Source organism: Polyangiaceae bacterium (assembly GCA_016715885.1).
In the GTDB taxonomy this organism is placed as follows: Bacteria; Myxococcota_A; Polyangia; order Polyangiales; family Polyangiaceae; genus Polyangium.
Genome location: JADJXL010000028.1, coordinates 676,071 through 701,098 on the forward strand (window position 1 = coordinate 676,071; position 25,028 = coordinate 701,098).

The following is a 25,028-nucleotide window of genomic DNA, read 5'->3' on the forward strand; positions in this document are numbered from 1 at the left end:
TTTTCCGTGATCTGTCCGAATTGCCGACAAGAAGCGCCAACGGTCGTGCGAGGTGTGCGAGCCTATTGCACGGCTTGTGGTGCACCGCGATCGCTCATCGAGGACACACCGGTGAACGTTGCGGGGCAGCCGTCGAAGATTGGCGGGGGCATGGCGGCGGCCGCTGGCCTGCTCGTGCTCTTCATCGGGACGCTCGTGGCATTGATCATCGGGGCCGTTCTGCAGATGCTCGTTCCTCCGGCGGGTCTTGTGGTTGGAGGATTTCTCGGGCTTGTGACTTTGTTCATCACGGCAATGTTCTTGTGGGGCGGACGCATGCTGTTCCAGAGTGGAGCGGAGCGTGAACGCGGCGCGCAGGAGCGAGCGGTTTGGGCGATTGCGCGAAGGCACGGGGGTTCGGTCACGGCGGCGGAATTGGCTCGAGCGTTGACGATATCGGAAGCGGATGCGGATGCCTTTTTGACGGCAATGGCAAAGCGCCCGGATGGCCGTGTGACGCTCGAAGTGGATGACGACGGCACGCTTCGTTATGAGGTGCGCGAATTGCGCCGCGTGCGATTCGGCGAACGCAAGCGCGTGACGACGGGTGCGCGGGTGGCGAGCCCGAATTCGGTGATGGATGCGGAATTCGAAGAAGTGCGTGCCGAAGAAGAAGCGCAGGAAGCGGAAAAGCGAATGCGGAGGTGATCGAGTGCATTCGCTTCACGCGTGACTCCAGCTCGAGGCTCGGCCGCTGCCGTGGAGACGGGGAGAAAGAGCGTCCCGAACTCGCCCGCTTCCGGCTCACAAAGCGTCCCACGTAGTGACGCGAAGTTGGAGAGGGGGCTAGGGGGTGAGGCGCGATTGCGGGCAAATCCCAAAGAGCAGTCGCCCTCAATTCCCAGACTCTGCGTCCGCCATTCTCGTGAGTAGCCGCTCCATGCGCACGAAGACATCGTCCATGACGTCTTCGTTCGGGAGAAGCGTGAGACGCAAATGGTTCGTCCGCGTAATGTTGAAGCTCGATCCGGGCACGACGAGCACATGCTCGCGTTCGAGCAATTCCGCAGCGAATTCTGCATCGTTGAAATGAGGGATCTTGTGGGTATCAATCGATGGGAAGGCATAAAGCGCACCCATCGGAGGCACCACGTGCAAAAATTCGGAACGTTCGACGCCTCGAAGAACAGCGCGACGTTGGCGGCCAAGGCGCCCAGATTCGGCCGTGAGATCATAAATGCTTTGATGACCTCCAAGCGCCGTCTGTACGGCCCATTGACTTGGCACGTTGGCGCACAAACGTAGCGATGCGAGCACTTCGAGGCCCTCGATGTAGTCGATGGCGTGATCTTTCGTTCCGGTGAAGAAAAGCCACCCGGTGCGCAAACCACACGCTCGATACACCTTCGAAAGACCGCCGAACGTGGCGCACAAGGTGCCATGACAAACCGTCGCCATGGGCACGTGCTTGGCCCCATCGTACAGAATTCGATCGTATATTTCATCGGAGAAGACGACGAGCTTTCGCCGTTCGGCAATTTGCACGAGCGATTCGAGCAGCTCCCGCGGGTAGACGGCACCCGTGGGATTGTTGGGATTGATGACGACGATGGCACGGGTAGCCGGCGTCACGAGACGCTCGACCTCCTCGGGATCGGGCAAGAAGTTGTTTTCGGCGCGACACGGGTAATGCACCGGGCGACCGCCGGAGAGCGTGACGGCTGCAGTCCAGAGCGGATAATCGGGCGCCGGAACGAGCACTTCTTCGCCCGGATTCAAGAGCGCCTCGAGGCTCATCAGAATGAGCTCGGACACGCCATTGCCCATGAAAATGTCTTCGGCGCTCACGCCGGCGATGCCGCGTGATTGCGTATCCATGACGACGGCTTCACGCGCTATGAAAATGCCCTTTTGATGGCAATACCCTTCACTTTGCGAAAGGTTCTCGATCATGGCCAGGCGCATGGTCTCCGGCGTGCGAAAACCGAATTGCGCGGGATTGCCAATGTTCAGCTTGATGACCTCGAAGCCCTGACGCTCGAGCTCGTGGGCGCGTCGCGCAAGGGGGCCACGAATTTCGTACCGAACGTCGTCGAGGTGATGGGCGCGCCGAATGGTTGCCAGGTGCTGCGCCGAAGTCGCTCTGCTCATGGCGCCGGGGTGTACTACACTTTTCGGACTTTGCGACAAGGAAATGCTTTGCACTTGACGAGACGACGAGCTCGCGTGTCTCATGGGCGCTCGAGATTCGAGTGAACCTCGGATCTCCGGCTTCACTTCTTACAAAGGGGATACACATGAACAAGTTGGCGAAGCTTTGCGGGTTCGCGATGGCCTACGCGCTCGTGGCTTGCGGTGGTCAAGGGTACGACCAAGCGCTGCTCGAACAGTATCGGACGGCCATTCCGAAGGAAACACAGCTCGCAGCATCGGCGCCAGAAGCTTCGATACAAGCTCTCGTCGGCGATCCGGCAATCTTTCCGAAAGGCTCACACGACATCGTCAAGGGCGTCAATGGCTCGGTGAGCAGCATCATCGAAACGATGAAAGCGATCGTGGCGACGGAACCTTCGATTTACAACAGCGACACCAAGGAATTCGTGTGGGGGCCATTTCCGAATGACAATGGTGTGGGCACGGTGGCCGCGTACATCAAAGACCAAGGCGACGGCAAGGATTTCCGCTATGTTTACGCGCTCCTGCGTGGCGTCGACAACGACTTGGCCAAGATGTCTCCCGTCATCTGGGGTGGCGCAACGCCCGATCCCAAGAGCGAAGATCACGGCGCAGGCGTGACGTTATGGGATTTCGAAGCCAACTACGCATTCGAAACGGCGAACAATCCGGACGTGGCAAATACGCCGCTCGATCGCGGAAGGTTCGTCGCGGTCTATGGCAAGGGCACGAACGACAAGGGCCAATTCGGCGTGGTCCTGGCGGCCGTGCGCAAATTCGTACCGAAAGACAAACCCGACAACATCCCCGCGGATGTCGATTACTTCTACGGCCGCTTCAGCGACGACAAGAATCAGGTGGACTTCGTCGATTGGGAAGGCAACGTCGATATCTCGAACGATCCCGCCAAACCCGCTGCCGAAGACATCAACGTGCACCTCGCATTCTTCAATGAAGGCACCGGACGCGGCGAAGCCAAAGCATCTGGCGGAGACCTCGCAATGGGCCAAACGGCAGACGTGGTCGAATGTTGGGACAAAGCGATCGCTCAAACGTATTTGAGCTTCGCGTCGTCGACGAATGGCGCGTCCGATGGTCCTCCAGCCGTCGAAGGCGATATCGCCGCCTGTGGGTACTTCCAGAAGTCGCTCACCGAGCTCGGCGTCCCGTCGCTCGCGGACGTCGATCCGGCCCTCAAAGCCGCGCTCGACGACGTCGCCACCAACGGCGTTCCCAAAGAGTAATCCCGCCTAGAACTTCGCAATCCTCCCAATGGAGGCTCCGGCCACCACCCCTGGGGGCTGGAACCTCCATTGTGGAGGGTGCAGCCTCCATGCATTCCACGATCAGCACGACATTTCCAGCACTTACGTGGTTGGCACATCATTTGATTGACGTCCGTGTCGCGCAACGCGCATCGCTTAACCGCAGGAGGACGTCATGGCATTGCAAGGGCTGCTTGGAGTGGTTTCGAGGTTCGGGCTACAGAGCGCATTGCTCGTATCCGTCACGGCGCTTCCGGCATGCGGTGGCGAAATGGGCGAATTCGACGACTTCGAGGACGTGGCGGAGGTCGAGCAAGCCGTTGGGTGGGGCGGCACCAACAACCTGCCTCCGCAGGCCGTTGCCAGCGATCCTCTGAAGCGCGGTGTGACAAACAGCCACGGGATTACGTCCCCCAGCAATCCCGATCCCCTTCCGCTTTGCGCAGGCAATACGATAACATCGACGGGATGCACCTTGAAGCAAGAATGGAAGGCGTGGCTCAATGCAGATGAATACAACCGCGTTCCCATGATGAAAGCCATCGCCAAGTGCTCGGTGGAGTCGAGTTTTACCATCGTGGATTCGAGCGGCACATTTGCGTTTCCCGGTCAATGGCCCCTGTATCCTTCGTGGAAAAGCAATCGCCTCAATGGCCAAGACAAACGAGAACGAGTCAGCTCGTGTATTCTTTCGCTTCTCAATGGAAACGACGCAAATCTCTCGATATGCATCATCGGACCCGGCGGAGCGCCTTTTAGTGACGCTTGCAGCGACCCGAACATGACACTGCGCGAAGGCGGCTTTTTTGGTGACCTATTTGCCCCAACACCCACCGCTTATGTCGCGGGGCCCGATAGCGCAGATCCTGTCGATTCGGGACGTGCGTGTTTCGGGTCGCAGGGAAATTATTGCTGCAGCGAAGCGGATACGGCGTGTCCGCAACGAATCGTGCTCACCGGCGCGATTTTGGGCTCGCCGGACCAGAACTTCGCCAACAAGCGCTGCAATGCGCAGCTCGTGAATTCCGGCGGCAACTTGTACTGTCCGTCGTTTTACTCGACACGCGAGCCTGGGCGTAGCTACACGAACGTATTTACGACGTTCGTGCCCTCCGTGCCGTGAGGCAGTTTTACCCACATCCCCTCGTCCCCCGCTTGCACTCATCGCCCTTCGAGCCGTCGCTCCACTTCGTTGGCGATTTCGCCGTAACGCCGCTTCAGCAGCGGATTCCCTTCAAACGCTTTCGACAAGCTCGCCTTTGCTTGCCCGAGAGCTGATTTTTCGTGCGCAGAATCAATCTGTGCTTTGTGAAAGTTCAGCGCTCCGCGAACCGCGAGTGCGCGCGGAAGCCCTGGCGCGAGCTTCAAAGCTTGGTCAATCGCACGCAACCCGTCGTCAACGATGACGTTTGGTGAATCGTTCGGCTCGACGCTCGTGCGTGATGCAGCTACCTGCCGAAGACGAATGTGTGCAAGGTTCAACCAGAAGTCGCCACGATTGGGGTATTGTTGCGTCGCTTCGGCCACGAGCTGCCGTGCCTGCTCGAGCAGCGGCGAAGAGACCTCCTGCTTGCTTTCGGCCCATTCCGCCTGCTCGATACGTATTTCCGCTTCGACAACCTTGCAGTCAGCATTTCCAACCGCGATTCGGCGACACGTACCGAGCGTACGCAGACCCTCGTTGATGCTCGAAGAAGGATCCGCCCCGTGAATACGCTCATGGCCTGCCAGTAATCGATATGCGCGAGCTAATTCAATGTGCGCCAACACGTCTGTCCGATCAATGCTGAGAAGGCCCTTGAAACGTTCGGTCGCTCGGCGAGCTGATTCCGTTCCGTCTTCATTGGTTTCCGTCCGGTACGACGAAATCATGGCGAAAGCCCGACCGGCGTTCCCATACGCCATGAGGTGCTTGTCATTCATATGAAGGATATGGTCCGTCATTCGCACGGCATCACGCAAAACGTCTTCAGGATTTTCACCATGATTGGCTTTCCACTCGGCAAGTTCCGTCAACCAAAGTGCAGTGTTGTTGTAAGCAATGAGGTACTGTTCATCGATCAAAATGGCTTTCTTCGTCGTTTCGATGGCTTTTTGAAAAAGCTCTTGCGGATCCTCGTTCCGGCGCTTCTTCGCATAGCCCATCAGCCCGAGCGCATATCCATAATCATTGTATGCCCACGGGAAATTCGGATTCAGTCGAATGGCCTCTCGTAGGTAGACGCTTGATTGTCCCAAAATTGCATCAACAGTCTCTCCGCGATCCTGCAAGTATTCGGCGAGCTTGAGATACGCAATGCCCGTTGCTTCCTGCGCAAATGGATCCGTTGGATGTGCGCCGACCGCTTGCTTACCAGATGCAATCTGTAAACGATAATATCCCTCGACCGCCTCACGCGATGCGCCATGCCCTTGCGCATATCGGCCCTGAAAGTGATACGCAAACGCCTTCTTCGTGTGCCCGTACGATTCCTTCGGCGCCGCAATCAATGCCTTGTCCGCCGCCGCAAGCGCCTTTTCGAGCTTCGGCTTCGGATCACGCCCTCGATAAAGGTCCATCTCCTCCTGCCGAATCCACGCCTCCGAAAGCGCTTCGTACACCTGATGGTCACTGCGCCCAATATCAGCCGCTCGTTCGTAATGCAAAACCGCCTGCTCGAAATCCCGCTCGGCCTTTTCATTGTCGCCCCGATCCTTCGCATCGAGCGCGCGCGCCAAATACACGTCCCCTTCCAGCTTCGCCGCCTCATAAAGCCAAGGCGTGCTCTTTCGCGCTGCCTCTGCTTGCTCGAGCGCTTCATCATAACGCCGGTGATAAAAATGGATGAGCGCCTCCAAATAGCCCGCCGATACCGTCGGAAGACCGCGACAACGCTCCAAATGGCGAAGCGCCGGCGCCAAATACTCCTCGTCGAGCTCTTTTTTACGTTTCGCAAAATACGTCGCATCACCGCTTTTGCGCGCATCTTCGAGCGACTTGCTGTACAATTCGCCGAGCGCCCTGCCGAGCGCATAATCGAGCTCCGGCTCGCGCACGCCTCGCGCCTGCGCCGCTTCGAGGTGCTTGCGCGCAAGCTCCCATTCCTCGAGCGCAACGTGACCCAAACCCAATGCATAATGATCGAACCCCGCACCCAGATCCGCAAACGATCGCATCTCCGCTTCGATGCTCGCCATGCGCTCGCGAACGATCGCTTTTTCCGCCGTCGTATCGTGAAGCGGCACCAAATGCGCGCTCCGGACCAGCCAATCCAAATCCTTCACCGCTTGTCCGAGCTTCTTGCCCAATTCGGCGCGCTTTTGCGCAATCGCCTCACGCCGTGCATTCGTGATCGCCGTGTCGACCCCGTAACCAGTAAACGCCACCAAACTCACGACCAATGCAATCACCGCAAATGCCATGGGCTTGTTGCGCTTGCCACGCCAATAAAGCCGCTCGGGTAAGGTCAAGCGCCGTGCGAGCACTTTCTCGCGACTCAAAAATCGTTCGAGATCCTCGGCAAGATCGGCCGCCGACGCATAACGCTGATGCGGTTCCTTGCTCAGGCATTTGATGACGATGGTATCGAGCGCCGGCGGAACTTCGGGGTTTTTCACGCGCGGAGGTACGGGATCCTCGATGAGCACCTTCAAGAGCACGTTCATTGCATTCGCATCGGCAAACGGTGGCGCCCCGGTCAATAAATCGTAAAGCGTCGCGCCGAGACCATACACATCCGTCCGCGCATCCGTGCCCCGCGCTTGACCTCGCGCTTGCTCGGGCGACATGTATCCCGGCGTGCCCAAAAGCGCGCCCGATTCCGTGAGACCTTGCGTCCCCGATTCTTCACGCGCAAGCCCAAAGTCCATCAAAATGGGATTGAGCAATATCGATCCGCCCTCCCCTTCGACTTGCTCCACCATGATATTGGCCGGCTTGATGTCTCGGTGAATCACGCCCAATCGATGCGCCACGGAAACCGCTTCGGTCACCGTCTTCATGAGACGCACTTTGTCGTCGAGCGACATTGCCTCGGACGCCTCGGAAAGCGGTTTGCCCCGAATGAGCTGCATCGCAATGTACGCGCGCCCTTCGACTTCGCCGACCTCCAATACTTTGCAAACGTTTGGATGATCGATGCGCGCCTGCGCCCGCGCTTCTTGCAGAAAGCGCGACGTCATGTAGGAATCGACATTGAATATGAACTTGATGGCCACGCGCCGATCGATTCGTTTGTCGCGTGCTTCGAATACCGCCCCCATACCACCCTTGCCGAGCAACCCGAGGATCTCGTACCGATCCCAACGATTGGGATCGGATAGCGGATTACGCTCGGACAGCGGCAGAAAGCTCGACGAAGAAGGCGCCTCTTGCGAATCAATGCCGCTCAGTGCAATTTTCGCACTCGTCGACTGCGGTATTGGCACCTCGTTGGCAGCTTCGATGATCTCGACGGGCTCGCTCTGCAGCGCCTTTTTCCTGCGCCGCGGACGCTCGATTCGGACGGTCCCGGGCGGCGTTACATCGGCAGCCTTCAACTCGCCCGTCACGGTATCCGCCACCGCGGCCACTTTGCGCTTACCTGCTTCGGAAAGAGTATCGTCCTCCTTTCTTTCTTTTGGTTCTTCCATGGCGTGTTACTCCTTTCCTCCGTCGCTCGTATCTTCAGCGCCTCGTAATCCGTATTTTCTCAGCAGCGTTCGCAGGTGACTGCGGTCCATTTTTGCGATGCGAGACGCTTCTGAAAGGTTGTCCTTCGCGGCGACCATCAGCGCGCGGATGTATTCTTTTTCCCACCTATCCGCCGCGCGTTGCTTGGCCATACGAAATGAAAGCCGCGGATCGAAAACATCCTCGACGCGAGGCTGCGCGTCGTTCGTCGCGGGCTCTTCGAGCGCCAAAAGCGCCGGATCTTCGAAAAGAATGGCTCGCTCGACGGCGGCGCGCAATTCGCGCACGTTGCCCGGCCAAGGCTGCCTGCGAAAATAATCGAGTAGCTCATCAGAGATGGGCTTGTTCGGCACGAGCTCTGCATGAAAATGCCGTGCCAACCGTTCGATGTCCCCGGTCCGTTCTCGAAGCGGCGGAATGTGAATGCGTACGACGTTCAATCGATAAAACAAGTCCGCGCGGAACGCATTACGATTGACTTCCATGCGCAGGTCGCGATTCGTCGCTGCAATCACCCGCACATCGATTTTGATGCGCTGATTACCCCCTACCCGCTTGACCGTGCGTTCCTCCAAAACCCGGAGCAGCTTCGGCTGCATGTCGAGCGGAAGCTCACCAATTTCGTCGATGAAAATGGTGCCGCCATGAGCAAGCTCGAATGCTCCAGCGCGATCCGACGTGGCGCCCGTGAAGGATCCTTTGACATGGCCAAAAAGCTCGCTTTCGATGAGTGTCGGGGCAATCGCCGCGCAATCGAGGACGACGAACGGTTTTGCAGCCCGCGGGCTCGCTTCGTGAATGGCTGACGAAATGACGCCCTTGCCCGTACCGGTTTCTCCTTCGAGCAGCACGGTGCTATCGGATTGAGCCAGACGCGGCAATGCCGCAAAAATCCGACGCATCGCCGAGCTCGAACCAATGAGCGTCCCAAAACCATCGTCGGGACTGAGCACTTCGCATATGTCATCGTCACTCAAGTCGATTCGTAGCGTGCTGCGCCCCACGCGTACCCGAGCTTCACCGTCGATGTATCCTGATTGGATGCGCACGGGTCCCATGTGGGTACCATTCGATGACCCGAGGTCTCGCAGAAGCAGCCCTTCCGGTGTGGCCGTCACACTGAAGTGGTGTCGCGAGACGGTCGGGTCGGTGAGCACGAGGTCATTAGCAGGCGCCGTGCCAACCGATACTTCGCTCGTACGCGCCCGAACCGATGCGCCCGCATTGGGCCCCTCGACGACCGTAATCGAAAACCCCTCGAGCCGAAGCTCCTTCGCTCGCGACTGGATATGCAGCGTGCCTTGTACCGACATGGCGCGCACCCTATCATGATTGGCCCGTCGGTCGGGACAAAATCAAGGCAGACGTGAAGATTGCAGCATTACCGGCGAAGCGCTTCGAGCTTTTCCCGGGCAAAGCGGAGCTCGGGATTCGCCGTGGCAAACTTCAACGCTTCGGAGAAATGCAATCGCTCAATGCCGGTATCTGGCGGCTCGGGTATTTCCCGCCGTACCCATGGGATGACTGCTTTGCGCGATGTCTTTTTCGTGAATGACAAATATCTCTCGATGTAAATAATTATTATCATCGTGCTCGATTTCACTTGTTCGCCAAACGCGAGCAGCAAGCGCGTGGAATCGAATCACCTCGCGTAAAAGCACTCTTGCCCAGAGCAACGCAACTGCGCCGACCGTGTTTTTCTTCCAACCTCGCACTTTTTTTCTCGCCTTTGTGCACCGAATCCACTATGGCGATGCGTCAATGACGGTAAAGGAGAAGCTTCCGAGCGATCACCTTCGCTCTGACATGGCTGCAGGCCTTGTCGTATTCCTCGTGGCGTTGCCGCTTTGCTTGGGCATTGCGCTCGCGTCCGGTGCACCACTGCTTGCGGGTCTGGTCGCAGGCGTCGTGGGTGGTTTCGTCGTGGGCCTCGTGTCGGGCTCGGACGTCAGCGTGAGCGGTCCGGCGGCAGGCTTGACGGTCATCGTCGCCACGGCCATCGCGCACATGGGCTACCCTGCGTTCCTCGCAGCGGTGTTCGTCGCGGGCGTGATGCAAGTCGCGTTCGGCGCGTTGCGCCTCGGAGCGATCGCGGACTACGTCCCAACCTCGGTCATCAAGGGCATGCTAGCGGCGATCGGGCTCGTGATCTTTCTGAAACAGATCCCGCACGCGCTCGGCCGAGACCTGGACTACGTGTCGGACATGAGCTTCATCGAACCCGACGGCAAGGAAAACACGCTGTCGGCGATCGTGAAGGCGGTGATGAGCGCGAGTGGTGCGGCGGTGATCGTTGCAGGCGTGTCGCTCTTCATTTTGCTCGTCTGGGACAAACACGTCACCAAACGAATCAAGCAACTGAAGTTCATCCCTGGGCCGCTGGTCGTCGTGATCGTCGGCACGCTGGTGAACGAGGCGCTGCGAATTTTCACGGGCACGATGTACTTGAAGGGCGAGGACGGGCACCTCGTGTCGCTTCCGATCTTGTCGAGTCCAATGGATATCATGGGGCAGCTCGTGCGGCCGTCGTTCGCTGCGCTGACCGACAAGCAGGTGTACATCACCGCGGCGACGCTTGCGATCGTGGCGAGCCTCGAGTCGCTCTTGTCGCTGGAAGCTTCGGTGAAACTCGACCCGTTCAGGCGCATCGTGTCGCCCAATCGTGAGCTCATCGCACAAGGAGCGGGCAACATGGTGTCGGGGCTACTCGGCGGGTTGCCCGTCACGTCGGTCGTCGTGCGTTCGAGCGCCAATGTGTATGCGGGTGGGCGCACGCGCTGGTCGGCGGTTATTCACGCCGCGCTGCTCGCCATCGCGGTGCTCTTTCTCGGCCGATTTTTGAACCACGTGCCGCTCGCAGCGCTCGCAGCCATTCTCCTCGTCATTGGCGTCAAGCTTGCGCCGATATCGCTCTTCAAGAAGATGTGGCAAGAGGGGCACGAATCGTCCGTGCCCTTCACGGTCACCGTGATTTGGCATCGTCTTCACGGATTTGCTGAAAGGCGTCTTGATTGGCATGGCGGTGGGTGTCTTCTTCGTCATTCGCAGCAATTCGCGCGCGGCGATGACGGTGGTTTCGCAGGACAACTTCTATCTCTTGCGATTCAACAAAGACATTACCTTCGTGCACAAAGCCGAGCTCAAGGAAAAGCTCTCGGCGATTCCCGAAAATTCGACGTTGATCATCGACGGGACGCGCGCATTGCACGTGGATCGCGACACGTTCGACACACTCGACGACTTCCAAGAGCAGGCGCGCTTCAAAGGAGTCGCGATTGAGCTCAGAAACCTACGTGGAAAGCGCATATAGGCGGCGCTACGGAGAACCAGCCATGGACGAGTACAAGAAGTTACTGCTCGGGAACAAAGCGTGGGTCGCGGAGAAATCGGCCGTCAGCACGGACTTCTTCGAGCGCACGGCGACGACGCAATCACCCACCTACATGTGGATTGGCTGCTCGGACAGCCGCGTGCCGGCCGAAGACGTGACGGGGAGCGAGCCGGGCGAGCTGTTCGTGCACCGAAATATCGCAAACCTCGTGATCCACACCGACTTCAATCGTCATGTCGGTCGTGCAATTCGCGGTCAAAGTGCTCGAAGCGAAACACATCATCGTGTGCGGGCATTACGGTTGCGGCGGCGTGTACAATGCCACGTCCAACCGTTCGTTCGGACTCATCAACAAGTGGCTCCGGCACATCAAAGACGTGTATCGCAATCACCGCCGGGACCTCGAGACGATTGGGGACCAAACCCGGCGCCTCGAAAAGCTCGTCGAATACAACGTGGCCGAACAAGTGCGAAACCTCGCGGAGACCAGCATCGTGCAGCAGGCATGGGCCAAGCACCAGCGCCCGTATTTGCACGGCTGGGTCTACGACATGAGGACGGGCGGCTTGAAAGAGCTCGCATTGATGAAGCCCGGCGCAGAAATCGACGACATCTACCGCTACGATTTCGAGACTCCGTAGGCGAGTTGAATGGGGCGTCACGCCTCACGCCCGCCCTCGACCCCCAGCGGAGCCTATGGAGCATCCGGTTGGGTGGGGGTTGATAGTCGCTCATCTTCTTCCTTCACTTGCTACACGCGAGCTCAAAGCTTGATGGGTTTCGACGTCCACACGTTCGGCTGCGCTTCGGGGGGCAAATCCGAATCCCAGGCAAGGATGAAATCCAGCCCCTTCAGTTTGGCTTGCTTCCATCGCTCGACGAATCGGTCGGAGAGGTAAATCACGCCGCGCCGTTTCTTCGCCTGGCGGAAGAGATCGACCCCTTCGACGACGGACGGGATGAACACGTGGTTGTTCGGCAGATAGACACGCCCCTGCTTGTCCCGTGACCCCTGCGTACGCTCGTGATCCAACGCTTCGAGTGCCCGGGGATTGTATAGAAGAAGCTCTACACCGCCTTCGTCTTCGAGGGGTAACAGCTCCCCAAAGGCGTCCAGCATGTCCCGAAGCGCATCCACCGCCGAGCGCCGAAACACCAGTATACCGGCCATGAACATGAAGGGGGCATCCGAAGGTTTGCACCCCTCGCGCTTCGTTGCTCGCACACGACGGACCCGAACCGGTTTCCACTTCTTGCCTAGGGGTTTGCCGTTGAGCCGATCCAAGGCCTCATACGCATCGTCATCGACCCATGTAAGTATCTCGTAGCCCTTGGTGGGTCTGTATTCATAGAGGTACATTGAAGAAGGTTCCATTCTCTAGGGTCTCTCGGATTCGCTGGAGTATTCGAATCGCATCTTTTCGCGACTTTGCCTCCATGAGAGCACGTTCGATTTTGAAGTAATATTCGTTGCTGTGGACCATCGAGTGCACGATGGATCCCTTTGGGTTGGGCGATTTCTTGGTTGCCGGCAAAAACACGCCGTTCCAACCCTCATCGATGTGGATCTTGAACTTGTCAAGAATTTTTCGTGCTTTTTTGGCCCTATCATCCCCATGCGCCACCATGTGGTGCAGTGCTTCACCAGCTTGTCTCAGGCGATTGAATGGCGGTGCTTTGAGCGCTTTCTCCAAACGATACCGATGCGCCTTCGCCGAGACGGAAGTGACGACTGCGCCAATGCGAACGAATCCCCCGACCCCATTCATCGCGCCGGGAATGAAAATGGGAATGTTTTCTAATCGCTTCACGGCCACCGTCAGCGCTTTCGCGCCCTTGCTGACCGCCGACGCTAGCAACCTGGCCCCACCGAGCGGACCCAGCGCCACTTCCAGCAAGGCGAATTCGATGAGCATGACGCCGACGTCGATGGCGAACAGCTTTGCCTCGACCTCGAATTTGCCATGCTCGAATCCGGCCTGATAACCCGCCATGACCAAGCCATCGAGGATCGGATCGTCATACTCGGGCAATGGCTCGATGGTATTCAGCGCATCGGCCATCCGCTGCTGAATCTGCTCGAGCGTCCCAGGATCCGATGTAAGCGCGCGCTTCAACCAAGAATCGCTCTTGTTGATGACTGCCTGTGACTCCGCTGCGCCCAGCGTCACGGCTTTTCCGAGCACGTAAGCATGCTCGAAGCCCAAATGAAACGCCACGTTGCGAGTCCGCAACGATATCAACTCTTCCACCGTATACGCCACACGCGGCTGTTTGTCGCAAAAGAACGGGCTCCGAATCGGTACATCCGACGTTTGCCCAAAGAGGAGTCGTGCATCCGATAGACGCTCCTCGATCGATACGGGCGCGGGACATGGCTCGGGCTCGGGCTCGAACGCGGGCACCTCCAAAATGCTCGGCTGCGGAATGTGCGGGCACCAAGCATCCACGCGACTCAATGGCAATAAGCGCAAATTGCTCGCGGGCGCGTCCTCGGCGTATTTGAAGACATATTTGATGTGCCGTGGGTTCTCCTCGCCCGACGTCGCCACAGCCACGCCGTCTTCCGTCCGAAAATCGAAATACACACCGGGACCCAGCTCCGGCGGCTTCCAGCACACGTTGAATACGCGCTCAGGTGGAATCGATCGCGACTCGGGCACCGTCGAACCGCAACCCGCTATCCCGAACGCGCACAGAAGGCTTGACAACCACACCAAAACCAACAGCCGCCGACGGAGCCGCCCCGCGACCAAGACCAAACAAGCTTGGAAAATATTGAAAAGGTGCCCCATGACGGCTAGTGTCGACGACCACAGCCGCGCGTGTCAACGCGAATGCGCACGGTGGTTCGCATCTTCCGTTGGCACATCCGTTTTGGTCGTATCCACCTTCACGAGCAACGATTCGCTCGTTGCCGTAGCGGCAACGAGGAGAGGGGGTTGGGGGCATAAGCGCTAACTTGACCTAACCAAGCTTTCCTTGCCCCTCTCCCACCCATCCCCGCGAGATCACACCCTCCATCACCCGCTGTCGCACTCGACCCCCAGCCGATCGGATGCTCCATCTCCACGCGTCCGCCTCGATGCCCATTCCATCGGATGATCCATGCCCATTTCCGAGGGTCGACCCCCACGGGCGGGTGACCCGCCATCCGATCGGCTGAGCCTCGACCCCCAGCAGCAGATACCGCGCATCCGATCGGCTGAGCCTCGACCCCCAGCGGAGCCTATGGGGCATCCGGTTGGGTGGGGGTCAGACGGGTCGCAGTATCGATATAGCTCTAACTTGGGGTAGGTATCCTTCGCCAAGTGGCATTTGCGGACAACGGGGCTCAAAAGTCGGCTCAGGAAGCACCTATTTGTCACGGGGGGCAAATAGGATGCACTCACACGTATGCACGCACGTGTGCAATCCAAGAAATCCGCTTGACGGCGGATTCGTGCTGGTGTGCAATCGCCGGATGCTTTGGCAATCCAGGGACCACGCTCGCATGCAAATGCGGGCATGCGTGCTACTCGGCATGTGGACCGCAGCGTGGATCGTTTCGGCGTGCGGCACGGGCGAGCGCACCGCTGACACGTCGGATGCTGCGGGCGGTTCGGGTGGTGGTGGAACGGGTGGTGGCGCAACGGGTGGCGGAGGCAGTGCGGGTGGCGGCGGCAATGCTGACGCAGGTGGGCTAATGGACGCAGGCGACGGGGATAGCGGCGACCCTGACGCAGGAACCGGGCCGTGCGTCGACATCCACATCCTGCCATCCATGCTGCCGGAGCCCGAGAAGTGGTACGGAATCGGCCCAACGATCGGCGTATCCGCCGATCGGGACCATATTTGGCGGGACGCGAACGGCCTGCATGTCGCATGGAACCCAGTCCCGGCCGATGCGTCGGGTCCGGTTCTCGTCGTTAGTAGTTTCGATCCGGCGACGGGAGCCGTGCTCAAACATCGCTTCTTTCCAGACGGCGGTCGCAAAGTCGTCAACTCGACGAGCTTGGGACCCGACAACACGGTCGGGCTGGCTGTGGGTTGGGTGCCGCCCGACGGTGGAGCTGGTGGACATGCCTTGTTGGTGTTCTCCACGAGCGACTCGTCAGAGGCATTGTACCCGTTACCCCCGTGGCCCGAGCCTGGCGAGTACTCCTTAGTGGGTGTGGGCTGGGACGGCGAAGCATTTGCCGTGCATGCGTGGAAGCAGAACGTGCAATACGTGACACGGATTCAGCCAGACGGGACCGTCCTGCTGCCCCCTACGGCGTTTGGAAAAGCGTACGGGTACGTCAGTGAAATCCGCTATGCGACCGACACGGTGAGCGGCGTTACGGTGGCGGTGAGCGGGTTCTCGGCGAACTTTCCGTGGCTCACGGGCCACCTGAGAGACGGAACGCCTGTCCCAGATCCAGCCAAGATCCAGGGTATCCAGCTCGAGCCGCAGAACTGGCTGGGTGTCGATGGCGGATGGGCCGGCGGAACGACCAGACCAGCGATTGCGGCGATTGCTGGCGGCGCAGGTGTTGCGTGGTCATCGGGCTCCGCATTGTCACCAATAACGACGTTTGTGCAAGGCTTGGGTGCCTCTCTCGAGACCACCGCCAATGCCATTGGATTTCCGGGCGAGGCCATTCCGTCTCCCGGTCCCGGACAGCCGAAACAATATACCGGCATGAATTGGCTCACCGTGCAACAGCGTGCCGGTGGAGGTTGGTGGGTAGCTGGAAACGACAGCAATGCGATCATTGAGCATATAGCAGATGGGCCCGGCAACTTGCAGCGCCGGGCGCTTGTGACGTTTTCCAAGGCCCCACAGTGGGGATTCGCGGTCACGGACTTCGAATCCACCCACGGGAACGACGAGCTGTGGCTCGCGTTCATGGATCGCAGCAGTAGCGAGGAGGTGCCATTCCGCGTGATCCGAGCACACCCCGCGTGCACGTATTCATCGATGTATGACTTGATCGGGCAATAGGGAATCGACGGGACGAAGCGAGGCGGCAATGGGCAAGATCAGAACAACGACGGGTAGAACGCGCATGCGCGGGTTTGCAGCAATAACGGCGGGGTTGTTGACGACGTTCGGCACGGCCAATGCGCTTGCGCAGCTCGTGCCGCAGATGGCGCGTTGCGCGCCGCCTTTTGGCGATCATCACAATGATCCGGTCACCGACCAGCTCGGCGCGGGCATGTACAACACGGCCGCGACTCGCAAGCTGCTGGTGAAATTCGTGTATGCGAAGGGGGCTGCAGATCCGACTGCCGATGCGTCGATCAGTGCGACGAACCGCGTCGAGATCTGCGCGGTGTCTGCTTCCGGCACGCTCTCGTGCCCAGGTTGGGAGGGTGACTCGAGCTGGGTGATATTCGATGAGAATTTGGGCATCAATACGAAGCCGCAAGCAAGCCAGGTCAAGGCGGTCTTGGGTGCAAACGCGACATTGGCGCAGGTCCGCACTTGGTCACTCGATATCGATTTCGATGCGCCCGCCAATGCAGGCAAGCTTTTGTTTCTACTAACCGACGGATCTTATGGCGCTCTCGACGCAGATCACGGCCAACGGGTTTTGTGGCGTACCGCAACGACTGGGCGAAGTGGCTGAAAACAAGGCCGCGGTCATATCGACTTCGGGCGCAACGACGGCCGCCGATGTGCGATTCGTGCTCTACGGAACGCCGAGTACCTTCACAGCGCCACAGGGCTGGAACTTGGGCTCGCCCTGCTTGACTACCTCCTACCCGGGGAAGGCGCCTGGGAGTGGTGACCCCCCATGCATCGAGCCGAGCGCCGGGCTCTTTGGAATCCAGCGGCTGAGGGAGATCGATGACTGGCAACGATTGGTTGTGCAAGGCGGTTCGCAATTTCCGTCACAATCGCGAAAGCTTGCCTGGGTGAACGGTATGCCTGCCGGTGGACCTGACGACCCGTCGACCTGCGCGCCGGGGGCGATCTGCCCGACGCGCGTCTTGTACGTTCCGCACATCGCTGCCACCGTTGGTTATGGCTGGGGAGGCCTTTTTACCGCGGTATCTGGACCGTTCGCAACAGCGCTCACACCGTTTCACTCCAAGGCCAACGAGGTCATACGCAATCAGGCGCACGAGTATTTTCACGGGTTTCAACGGGCCTGGAAGCATTTCTCAGCAGACGCGTCAGGAAAGTCCCCACTTTACTCCCACGCATACGTGGGCGAGTCAACCGCCAACACAGCGGAACCCACGACGTGCCTCACGAACTACCCCGGTGACGGTGTCACGATGTTGCCGGCGGATAAGTGCGTATCGGCGCGCACGTTGTACGGGTTTTACTTTAATTATGGTGGCATTCTGTCGGGACGCGTCAACCTGCTCCCCCGAAAACCCGCTCGACTTCACGCTCGAGAGCTACCCGGGCGTTCGCTTCTTTCGCTATATTGCAGCGCAGTTCGCGTATCCGAATCCACCTACTGTCCCGCATCTTGCGCACTTGACGGCCGTAAATTCAGTCAGTCCGGTCCTCTACAACGACCAACAAACCGCGCAAAAACCTTTGAATGAGCGGCGTCCCGACGAGGGCATCGACTTGATTGGGTACTTCATTGCGTCTCTCGACACGAGCGGGAACACCCAGCTTCCGTGTAATCAGACACCGCTTGGTGTGGATCTAACAGCCAGCGTGCTCGCCCGACTCGACTGCACGCTGGAAACGTATGTCGGGCGCAACTTCGACGACGCGTTACTCGAGTATCACACCATGCTCGTCCTCAAGGACTACGCGGACACCGATGCGCGCTGGAGGCTCGAATGGCTCGGCGACTACAACGATGGTGCGTCAGGACCAATTTACCCCACAGCTCCGAATCCAAACAGTGCAACCAGCAACGCAATCAAGCAACGGAAGCCATTTGTCGAGAGCACGCTGACAGGGGGAAACGGGTATCCCAAAATGTCGACCAGCACCCTGCCCGACCAGCTCTATCGGGTGCACAGGGTGCAGGACACGTACACATGCCTCGACCTGACCAATTGTGTGCCCGGACCGAACCTGCTCGTGAACACCCTCGCGATGGGGTCGACCAAGGCATCCCCGCAGAATGTATCCCTGGGCAAATGGGGGTCGGCGTATGTCTCACTGCACCCGGAAGCAGGCGCAGCAGATTACCCACTCGAGATCCACGCCAAGGTTGCGAACGGCTCGGCGGGTACACCGCGGTTCCGCGTGTTTACCATCAATCCGGCGGGAGTGCCTACGTTGATCCCCCCGTGCAAGGTCGGCAAATTCGGCTCCGAGCAGTGTCCTCTTTCGCCTAACAAAACGATCGACGTGACGGTCGACATCAAGTCGGACGGGAGTGTGGACGAGGTGCTTCTGGTCGCAAGCAATACGACCGAGCCCGCAGAGTTCTCGTGGCGATTTGGACCGTCCACATCCAAATTGTCGATCGTCTCGCCGAAAACCGGGTCGCCCGCGAACATCGGCGACTATGGTTCAGGGGCGACGCCCACGACAAAGCCCTTCACCCTATATTTTACCGCGACGGATGCGAACAACCAGCCGGTAGATACGGTCAACGGCAAGAACCTGCAAATATCTGTTGCGGGGTCTCCGCTGGATACATCCATGTGCGACATCTCGGGCGGTCCAAACTGCCCATTCACGCTGTTCGCGATGAGCGGCGGCGCCTATATGGCCGTCGTCGATGTGCCGGACAATCTCTACCCCGCTGCGCCGGGCGGCCGGCTCGATCTGACCATTGCTTCGGCTGGACTCACGCCCGACACACAGGCGCAGGCGCTGGAGGTGACGGCCGCTCCGCGCTCCATTGCACAAGCGTTCGTCGTCGATACCAGCGGGAGCATGAACAACTTTGGCAAACTCGAGGCGGTCAAGAAAGCATTGAAGCTCATCGTGGACGGTATGTCCGAAGACGATTACGCCGGGCTCGTCATCTTTTCGACGCATTCGTTAACCGTGGAGCCCATGGGGCTGCTGGGTTCGGGGACGAAACGCCAGGACATGGTAAATGCAATCGACAGTATGGCTCCGGGAGGTTCCACTGCGATTGGCAATGGCCTGTTTCGTGGTCAAGACGAGCTGGCAACGTTGCTCGACGGCGTTATGCTTCCGGGTGACCCCGAACCGGCGATGGTGCTACTTACAGACGGGCTCTCGAACTGCAACTGGACGTCGAAAACATACGCGTACACGAATAAATCCAAAGACGCCGATCTGGTGCTCGGGCCCGTGGATTGCAGTATCAACACGGTGCCCACGTTTGCGCCGTGGCCATCGGATCAGTCATCGGCCCCCTACCAGAAGGCCAGGCTGGCTTTCTTCGATCGGCGGGATAATAATCCCAAACTATCAACTCCGCGAATCTCGGTCATTGGCGTCGGTCAAGACGCGGACATGTCGAGCATCGACTTCTTGGCTGGGATCTCTGGCGGACTGCGCTTCTACGTTCCCAACCCGGCTCCGGAAGATCTGCTCACCCTCGGTATATCGAGCGCATTTCGTAACGCAACCAATGCCACATCGGGACATCAGCGCGTCCTCGGGACGACAACCTCCTCCATCACATCACTTCCTACATTTTCGGTGGATGCCTCCACGACCGAGCTTTTGGTTTCCTTGCTATCGGTGTCGTCCGCGGATCCAGCCGATGCCGTCACGTTGTTGACGCCGAGCGGGAGCATGATTGCGCCGGTGAGCGCCTCGCCGGAGCGAGCCGTGTTCCGCGTGGTAAATCCTCAGCCGGGTACGTGGGAATTCTCTGTGGCACCGGGTGTGCCGGGCAGTGCGGGTTCGGATCCGGTCGTCTTCGTGGAGGCTGCGGTGCGTGCCGGGTGTCGGCTCATCGCGCGCGTCGATGTGAGAGGTAGCGAATTGGCATCACCGACGAACCCAGACTTCGAGGACGAGAAATGGGTAGGGCGCGATCTGCTTCTCCAAGCGGTGCTACGCGATTCTACCGGGTCTCTGCCAGCGGCGATCGATGCGGAAATCCAGCGGCCCGATTTGACGTTCGATAACGTTGTCCTGTTCGACGATGGGCGACACGACGATGGGGCACCGGGAGACGGCGTGTTTGGTGCGGCATATACGCAAACCAGCAGCGCCGGTAATTATCGCGTGCGCCTCATGGCGTCGGGACCGGGGGGCGCCTGCGTCCGGGAGCATTCCGACATGGTTGCGCTCCGTAACGCGCCCGATCTCGATGGCGATGACCTACCGGATTGGTGGCAAACGCAGCATGGTCTGCCGTCTGGTAGCGCAATGCTGGATCCGGACCGTGATGAGGTCATCAACATCGACGAATTCCTCGCCGGCACGAATCCATTGGTCGCTGATACGGACGGTGGCGGCGAAAGTGATTATTCGGAGATTCTGACAGGTCGCGATCCACGTGAACGTGGTGACGACACGATCGGCAAACCCGAATTGATTGCATTACCGTTGAATGCAGCCGTGGCGCTACAGCCAGGCGTTCCGTTCGTTGCCGGCTACGAGCTCGAGGTGCACAGGGGGCCCACGCCAAGTGGGCCGTTTGTTCTCGAGCAATCCTTCACGACGGATTGGGGATCCGAGATCGTGCTATCGGCGACGAATGACGTAAAGCATTGCTACACGGCGCGCTTGATTGGACCCGTAGCCACGAGTGGCTGGGCAAGCCCCGTGTGCGCCACCCCGGCGCCGGACCCAGTGCCGCCCAAATTCAAGCTCATCTACGTCGAAGGCAGCCGTGGCTGCGCGCGAAAGCCCATCGCAACGGTGCGAATCGAGGCCGAGGATGCTGGCTATTCCCCCTACTTGCTTTCGCCGGAAATCGACAACACACAGCCGAGCGGCATGTCCGAAATGCTGGTGACGTCCGACTTCAATCCAGTGGGCCAATGGCAGCCCTTCGAGCCCACGTTCACGATTGATCTCGGCGCCGCGCTTCACGCAACGGCCACGATTCGTGTGCGGGACGCCGCTGGCAACGAGAACGAGGACTCGATTCAGATTGTGCGTTGCCGTTCGTCGGTCATCGACGAGGCGATCTTCATGGAGGAGCAGGCGCTCGCGCTCCTCGCGGCGGGCGACCTGAATGCAGCTCGCGCGCTCGTACAGCAGTCCCTGCCGCTCATCGAAACCAGCATCGCCACCGTGCACGCACGAGTTTCCGGAGGTCCCGATCCAAAAAAGAGCACCGACGCGCACCTCATGGCGAAACTGAAGCAGGTAAGCTCGAACAAGAAAAAGGTGCTCCAGAGCAACGGCCCCAAGGCGCTCGAGCATGCGACGACCGCGCTCGAACAAGCGTTGGAGCTCGAATACGAGCTCACCGAGCTGGCGTCCGAGGAAATCAGGGCGCTGTGAGCGCGAGACGCTAACCTAGCTTTCCTTGCCCCTCTCCCACCCATGCCCCACACCTTTTTCCGTCCATCCCCCAAATTCCTCTTGCCTTCCGCCCTGGAAACGCTTCTACTGCCGCAATCTCTCACCCGTGCGAGGTTCCAGCCATGGACGGCTCACTCGAAAGTCTGATCAATCTATACCAGTTTCCTACGGGTCGACGCTTGTTTGCCCATAAATTGGTGCGTGCTCGCGCCGAGCAAGATGGCTTCGACAAGCTCGTCAAGCATTGCACCGAGGCCATTGCGCACGACGTCGCCACCCAAGCCCTCGAACGACGCTGGGCCGGAGAATCCACGTCGAACGATGGCAATCCCGAGGCCCAGCGTTGCGATGTCCTCGTCGACCGCACCCTTGGCGCCATTCGCGACCACGCCGTCGCTCAAGCCGCCGGCGCCCCCGAGAACGACCCCGTTCATGCAACCGTCGCCGACTTTCTCGAGAAGGTTTTCCCCGCGGGCGTTCACGCCATCACGTCATTGCCCTATGTCGAAGAGCTCGAAGCCGTCGATGCAATCGTCCATTCGTTGGAAAATGAGCTCGCGCCTGTCGTGCAAGAATTGAGCTTGCAGCGACATGCGACGCGTTTGGCGGCTCTTGCCAAGGATTATCGCAAAGCGCTCGAAGCGCCGCCGCCGTCGCTTCTCGATTGGGGCCGCATCCGCGCCGCTCGCGCCGAAGGTCAAGGCTTGTTGCTCGAAACGGTGGCCATCATTCTCGGAAAGCGTCACGGGCGTTCGGCCGACGCCACTGCCGCGCGATTGCAATGGCTCGGGCCCATCTTGCAGCAAAACGAAGCCATTGGCTTGTCCTTCAAGAGTCGCCGCACAACCACGGACGTCAATCCCGACACGGGTGAAGAAGTGCCCGTCGCTCCGGGCACCGCATAAGGCCCGTTCGCGCGACCCTCGACCCCCGCGAGATCACACCCTCCATCACCCGCTGTCGCACTCGAGCCCCAGCCGATCGGATGCTCCATCTCCGCGCGTCCGCCTCGATGCCCATGCCATCGGATGATCCATGCCCATTTTCGAGGGTCGACGCCCACGGGCGGGTGACCCGCCATCCGATCGGCTGAGCCTCGACCCCCAGCAGCGGATACCGCGCATCCGATCGGTTGAGCCTCGACCCCGAGCGGAGCCTATGGAGCATCCGGTTGGGTGGGGGTTGATAGTCGCTCACCTTCTTCCTTCACTTTTGCCCGGGCTTCCATGGCCCCGGCTGGCCTTCTGGAGGTAAATCCGAATCCCACACGAGCCGGAAGTCCAAGCCTTTCAGTTTGGCTTGCTTCCATCGTTCGACAAACCGATCGGAGACGTAAATGTCGCCGCATCGCTCACGCGCCAGTCTGAACACGTCGACGCCTTGCACGAGGGAGGGGATGAACACATGGTACGTGGCCCCCTCCAATTTGCCGTCGTCATCCCGAGGCCCCTTGGAGAGCACTTGATCCAAGGCATCGAGCGCGCGCGGATTATATGCATACAACTCGACGCCGCCCTCGTCTTCGAGCGGCAGCAGCTCGCCATGCGCATCCAAGATGTCACGCAAGGCATCGACGGCCGAACGACGGAAGACGAGAATGTCACCCACACATGCCCAGGGCGCATCCGAAGGTCGAAACCCCTGACGGCGACTGGGACGAACGCGACGCACTCGAATTGGCTTCCACTTCTTGGCGCTAGGTTTGCCATTCAGGCAATGTAACGCGTCGTAGCCATCGTAGTCGAAGCATTGGAGGATCTCGTAGCCTGTGCTGCCAATGAACTCATTTAATTGCATCGTAGAACGTCCCATCGAGAAGGGTTTCGCGGATTCGTTTGAGCCGCTTGATTAAGTCGGCTTGGGATCTGGCTTTCCGCAGGAACCTATTCACTCTGTCGTAATACTCCCCGTTCCGCAAGGTCGCATGCACAATGGCCCCGGTGGGGTTGGGTGAGCTCTTGGTTGCCGGTAAGAAGACGCCATTTACTGCTTCATCGATCTTGATGTTGAACTTGTCGAGGATCGTGCGGGCCTCTCTAGCAGGCTCATCCTCGAGCGCTACGATGTGGTGCGTCGATTCCCCAGCCGCTTTTTTGCGCTTGAGCTCTTTTTCCAAAGCTCTCCGCAACTGATACCGATGCACCTTCGCAGAAACGGAAGTGGTTATCTTGCCGATCCGAACGAATCCCCCGACCCCATTCGTCGCGCCGGGAATGAAAATGGGAATGTTCTCGAGTCGCTTCACGGCCGTCGTCAGTGCCTTCGCGCCCTTGCTGACCGCCGACGCGAGCAACCTGGCCCCACCGAGCGGACCCAGCGCCACTTCCAGCAAGGCGAATTCGATGAGCATGACGCCGACGTCGATGGCGAACAGCTTTGCCTCGACCTCGAATTTGCCATGCTCGAATCCGGCCTGATAACCCGCCATGACCAAGCCATCGAGGATCGGATCGTCATACTCGGGCAATGGCTCGATGGTATTCAGCGCATCGGCCATCCGCTGCTGAATCTGCTCGAGCGTCCCAGGATCCGATGTAAGCGCGCGCTTCAAACCAAGAATCGCTCTTGTTGATGACTGCCTGTGACTCCGCTGCGCCCAGCGTCACGGCTTTTCCGAGCACGTAAGCATGCTCGAAGCCCAAATGAAACGCCACGTTGCGAGTCCGCAACGATATCAACTCTTCCACCGTATACGCCACACGCGGCTGTTTGTCGCAAAAGAACGGGCTCCGAATCGGTACATCCGACGTTTGCCCAAAGAGGAGTCGTGCATCCGATAGACGCTCCTCGATCGATACGGGCACGATACATGGCTCGGGCTCGGGCTCGAACGCGGGCACCTCCAAAATGCTCGGCTGCGGAATGTGCGGACACCACGCATCCACGCGACTCAATGGCAATAATCGCAAATTGCTCGCGGGCGCGTCCTCGGCGTATTTGAAGACATATTTGATGTGCCGTGGGTTCTCCTCGCCCGACGTCGCCACAGCCACGCCGTCTTCCGTCCGAAAATCGAAATACACACCGGGACCCAGCTCCGGCGGCTTCCAGCACACGTTGAATACGCGCTCAGGTGGAATCGATCGCGACTCGGGCACCGTCGAACCGCAACCCGCTATCCCGAACGCGCACAGAAGGCTTGACAACCACACCAAAACCAGGAGCCGCTGGCGCAGCCGCCCCGCAACCAAGACCAAACAAGCTTGGAAAATCTTGAAAAGATGCCCCATGACGGCCAGTGTCGACGACCACAGGCGCGCGCGTCAACGCGAA

16 protein-coding genes and 2 pseudogenes are annotated in these 25,028 nt (G+C 59.3%); 10 read left to right on the top strand and 8 right to left on the bottom strand.

The annotated features are described in order from the left end of the window. The first annotated feature begins 6 nt into the window (after nucleotides 1-6). A complete protein-coding gene (locus IPM54_44165) occupies nucleotides 7-687 on the top strand; it encodes a hypothetical protein (protein MBK9266769.1) in 681 nt (226 codons plus the stop codon). A 186-nt stretch (nucleotides 688-873) separates the two neighbouring features. On the opposite strand, the gene IPM54_44170 is transcribed toward IPM54_44165, so the two are convergent. Then, entirely contained in the window at nucleotides 874-2,103 is a 1,230-nt protein-coding gene (locus IPM54_44170) for a pyridoxal phosphate-dependent aminotransferase (protein ID MBK9266770.1), read from the bottom strand. A gap of 173 nt (nucleotides 2,104-2,276) precedes the next feature. On the opposite strand from IPM54_44170, the gene IPM54_44175 reads away from it, so the two are divergent. Both IPM54_44175 and IPM54_44180 read left to right on the top strand, forming a co-directional pair. Then, entirely contained in the window at nucleotides 2,277-3,398 is a 1,122-nt protein-coding gene (locus tag IPM54_44175; protein ID MBK9266771.1) for a hypothetical protein, read from the top strand. A gap of 196 nt (nucleotides 3,399-3,594) precedes the next feature. After that, nucleotides 3,595-4,542, top strand: a complete 948-nt coding sequence (locus tag IPM54_44180) for a hypothetical protein (GenBank protein MBK9266772.1) — start codon at nucleotides 3,595-3,597, stop codon at nucleotides 4,540-4,542. A 38-nt stretch (nucleotides 4,543-4,580) separates the two neighbouring features. Here IPM54_44180 and IPM54_44185 read toward each other — a convergent pair whose 3' ends face one another. Next, the gene (locus IPM54_44185) at nucleotides 4,581-8,030 is read right to left on the bottom strand and encodes a protein kinase (protein ID MBK9266773.1); all 3,450 of its coding nucleotides are present in this window, start codon (nucleotides 8,028-8,030) and stop codon (nucleotides 4,581-4,583) included. A 6-nt stretch (nucleotides 8,031-8,036) separates the two neighbouring features. Then, nucleotides 8,037-9,383 carry a sigma 54-dependent Fis family transcriptional regulator gene (locus tag IPM54_44190; protein ID MBK9266774.1) on the bottom strand — a complete coding sequence of 449 codons (1,347 nt, stop codon included), beginning with the start codon at nucleotides 9,381-9,383 and terminating at the stop codon, nucleotides 8,037-8,039. A gap of 53 nt (nucleotides 9,384-9,436) precedes the next feature. Between IPM54_44190 and IPM54_44195 the strand changes: the two genes are divergently transcribed. The 3 genes and pseudogenes from IPM54_44195 (at nucleotide 9,437) to IPM54_44205 (ending at nucleotide 12,042) form a co-directional block, all read left to right on the top strand. Then, a complete protein-coding gene (locus tag IPM54_44195) occupies nucleotides 9,437-9,625 on the top strand; it encodes a hypothetical protein (protein ID MBK9266775.1) in 189 nt (62 codons plus the stop codon). Between the two features lie 206 nt (nucleotides 9,626-9,831). Continuing rightward, nucleotides 9,832-11,380 (top strand): annotated as a pseudogene (locus tag IPM54_44200) (SulP family inorganic anion transporter). A gap of 22 nt (nucleotides 11,381-11,402) precedes the next feature. Beyond that, nucleotides 11,403-12,042, top strand: a pseudogene (locus tag IPM54_44205) (carbonic anhydrase). A gap of 122 nt (nucleotides 12,043-12,164) precedes the next feature. Here IPM54_44205 and IPM54_44210 read toward each other — a convergent pair. Together IPM54_44210 and IPM54_44215 are read right to left on the bottom strand one after the other, a co-directional pair. Beyond that, nucleotides 12,165-12,761 (bottom strand): hypothetical protein, encoded by a 597-nt coding sequence (locus IPM54_44210; protein MBK9266776.1) that lies wholly within the window; start codon nucleotides 12,759-12,761, stop codon nucleotides 12,165-12,167. Further along, nucleotides 12,748-14,196, bottom strand: a complete 1,449-nt coding sequence (locus tag IPM54_44215; protein MBK9266777.1) for an AHH domain-containing protein — start codon at nucleotides 14,194-14,196, stop codon at nucleotides 12,748-12,750. The genes IPM54_44210 and IPM54_44215 overlap by 14 nt, the downstream gene beginning before the upstream one ends. Nucleotides 14,197-14,912: 716 nt before the next feature. Between IPM54_44215 and IPM54_44220 the strand changes: the two genes are divergently transcribed. The 4 genes from IPM54_44220 (at nucleotide 14,913) to IPM54_44235 (ending at nucleotide 22,660) form a co-directional block, all read left to right on the top strand. Next, nucleotides 14,913-16,367 (top strand): hypothetical protein, encoded by a 1,455-nt coding sequence (locus tag IPM54_44220; GenBank protein ID MBK9266778.1) that lies wholly within the window; start codon nucleotides 14,913-14,915, stop codon nucleotides 16,365-16,367. A 28-nt stretch (nucleotides 16,368-16,395) separates the two neighbouring features. Further along, entirely contained in the window at nucleotides 16,396-16,995 is a 600-nt protein-coding gene (locus IPM54_44225) for a hypothetical protein (GenBank protein ID MBK9266779.1), read from the top strand. Nucleotides 16,996-17,858: 863 nt separating this feature from the next. Then, nucleotides 17,859-21,734 (top strand): VWA domain-containing protein, encoded by a 3,876-nt coding sequence (locus tag IPM54_44230; GenBank protein ID MBK9266780.1) that lies wholly within the window; start codon nucleotides 17,859-17,861, stop codon nucleotides 21,732-21,734. A gap of 143 nt (nucleotides 21,735-21,877) precedes the next feature. Continuing rightward, a complete protein-coding gene (locus IPM54_44235) occupies nucleotides 21,878-22,660 on the top strand; it encodes a hypothetical protein (protein ID MBK9266781.1) in 783 nt (260 codons plus the stop codon). 301 nt (nucleotides 22,661-22,961) lie between these two features. On the opposite strand, the gene IPM54_44240 is transcribed toward IPM54_44235, so the two are convergent. The 3 genes from IPM54_44240 to IPM54_44250 are packed head-to-tail and all read right to left on the bottom strand — an operon-like array spanning nucleotide 22,962 to nucleotide 24,985. Next, entirely contained in the window at nucleotides 22,962-23,552 is a 591-nt protein-coding gene (locus IPM54_44240; protein ID MBK9266782.1) for a hypothetical protein, read from the bottom strand. Further along, a complete protein-coding gene (locus IPM54_44245; protein MBK9266783.1) occupies nucleotides 23,539-24,252 on the bottom strand; it encodes an AHH domain-containing protein in 714 nt (237 codons plus the stop codon). Before IPM54_44245 ends, IPM54_44240 begins: the two co-directional genes overlap by 14 nt. Then, nucleotides 24,209-24,985: a hypothetical protein gene (locus IPM54_44250; GenBank protein MBK9266784.1), complete on the bottom strand. Its 777-nt coding sequence runs from the start codon at nucleotides 24,983-24,985 to the stop codon at nucleotides 24,209-24,211. The genes IPM54_44245 and IPM54_44250 overlap by 44 nt, the downstream gene beginning before the upstream one ends. Between the last annotated feature and the right edge of the window lie 43 nt (nucleotides 24,986-25,028).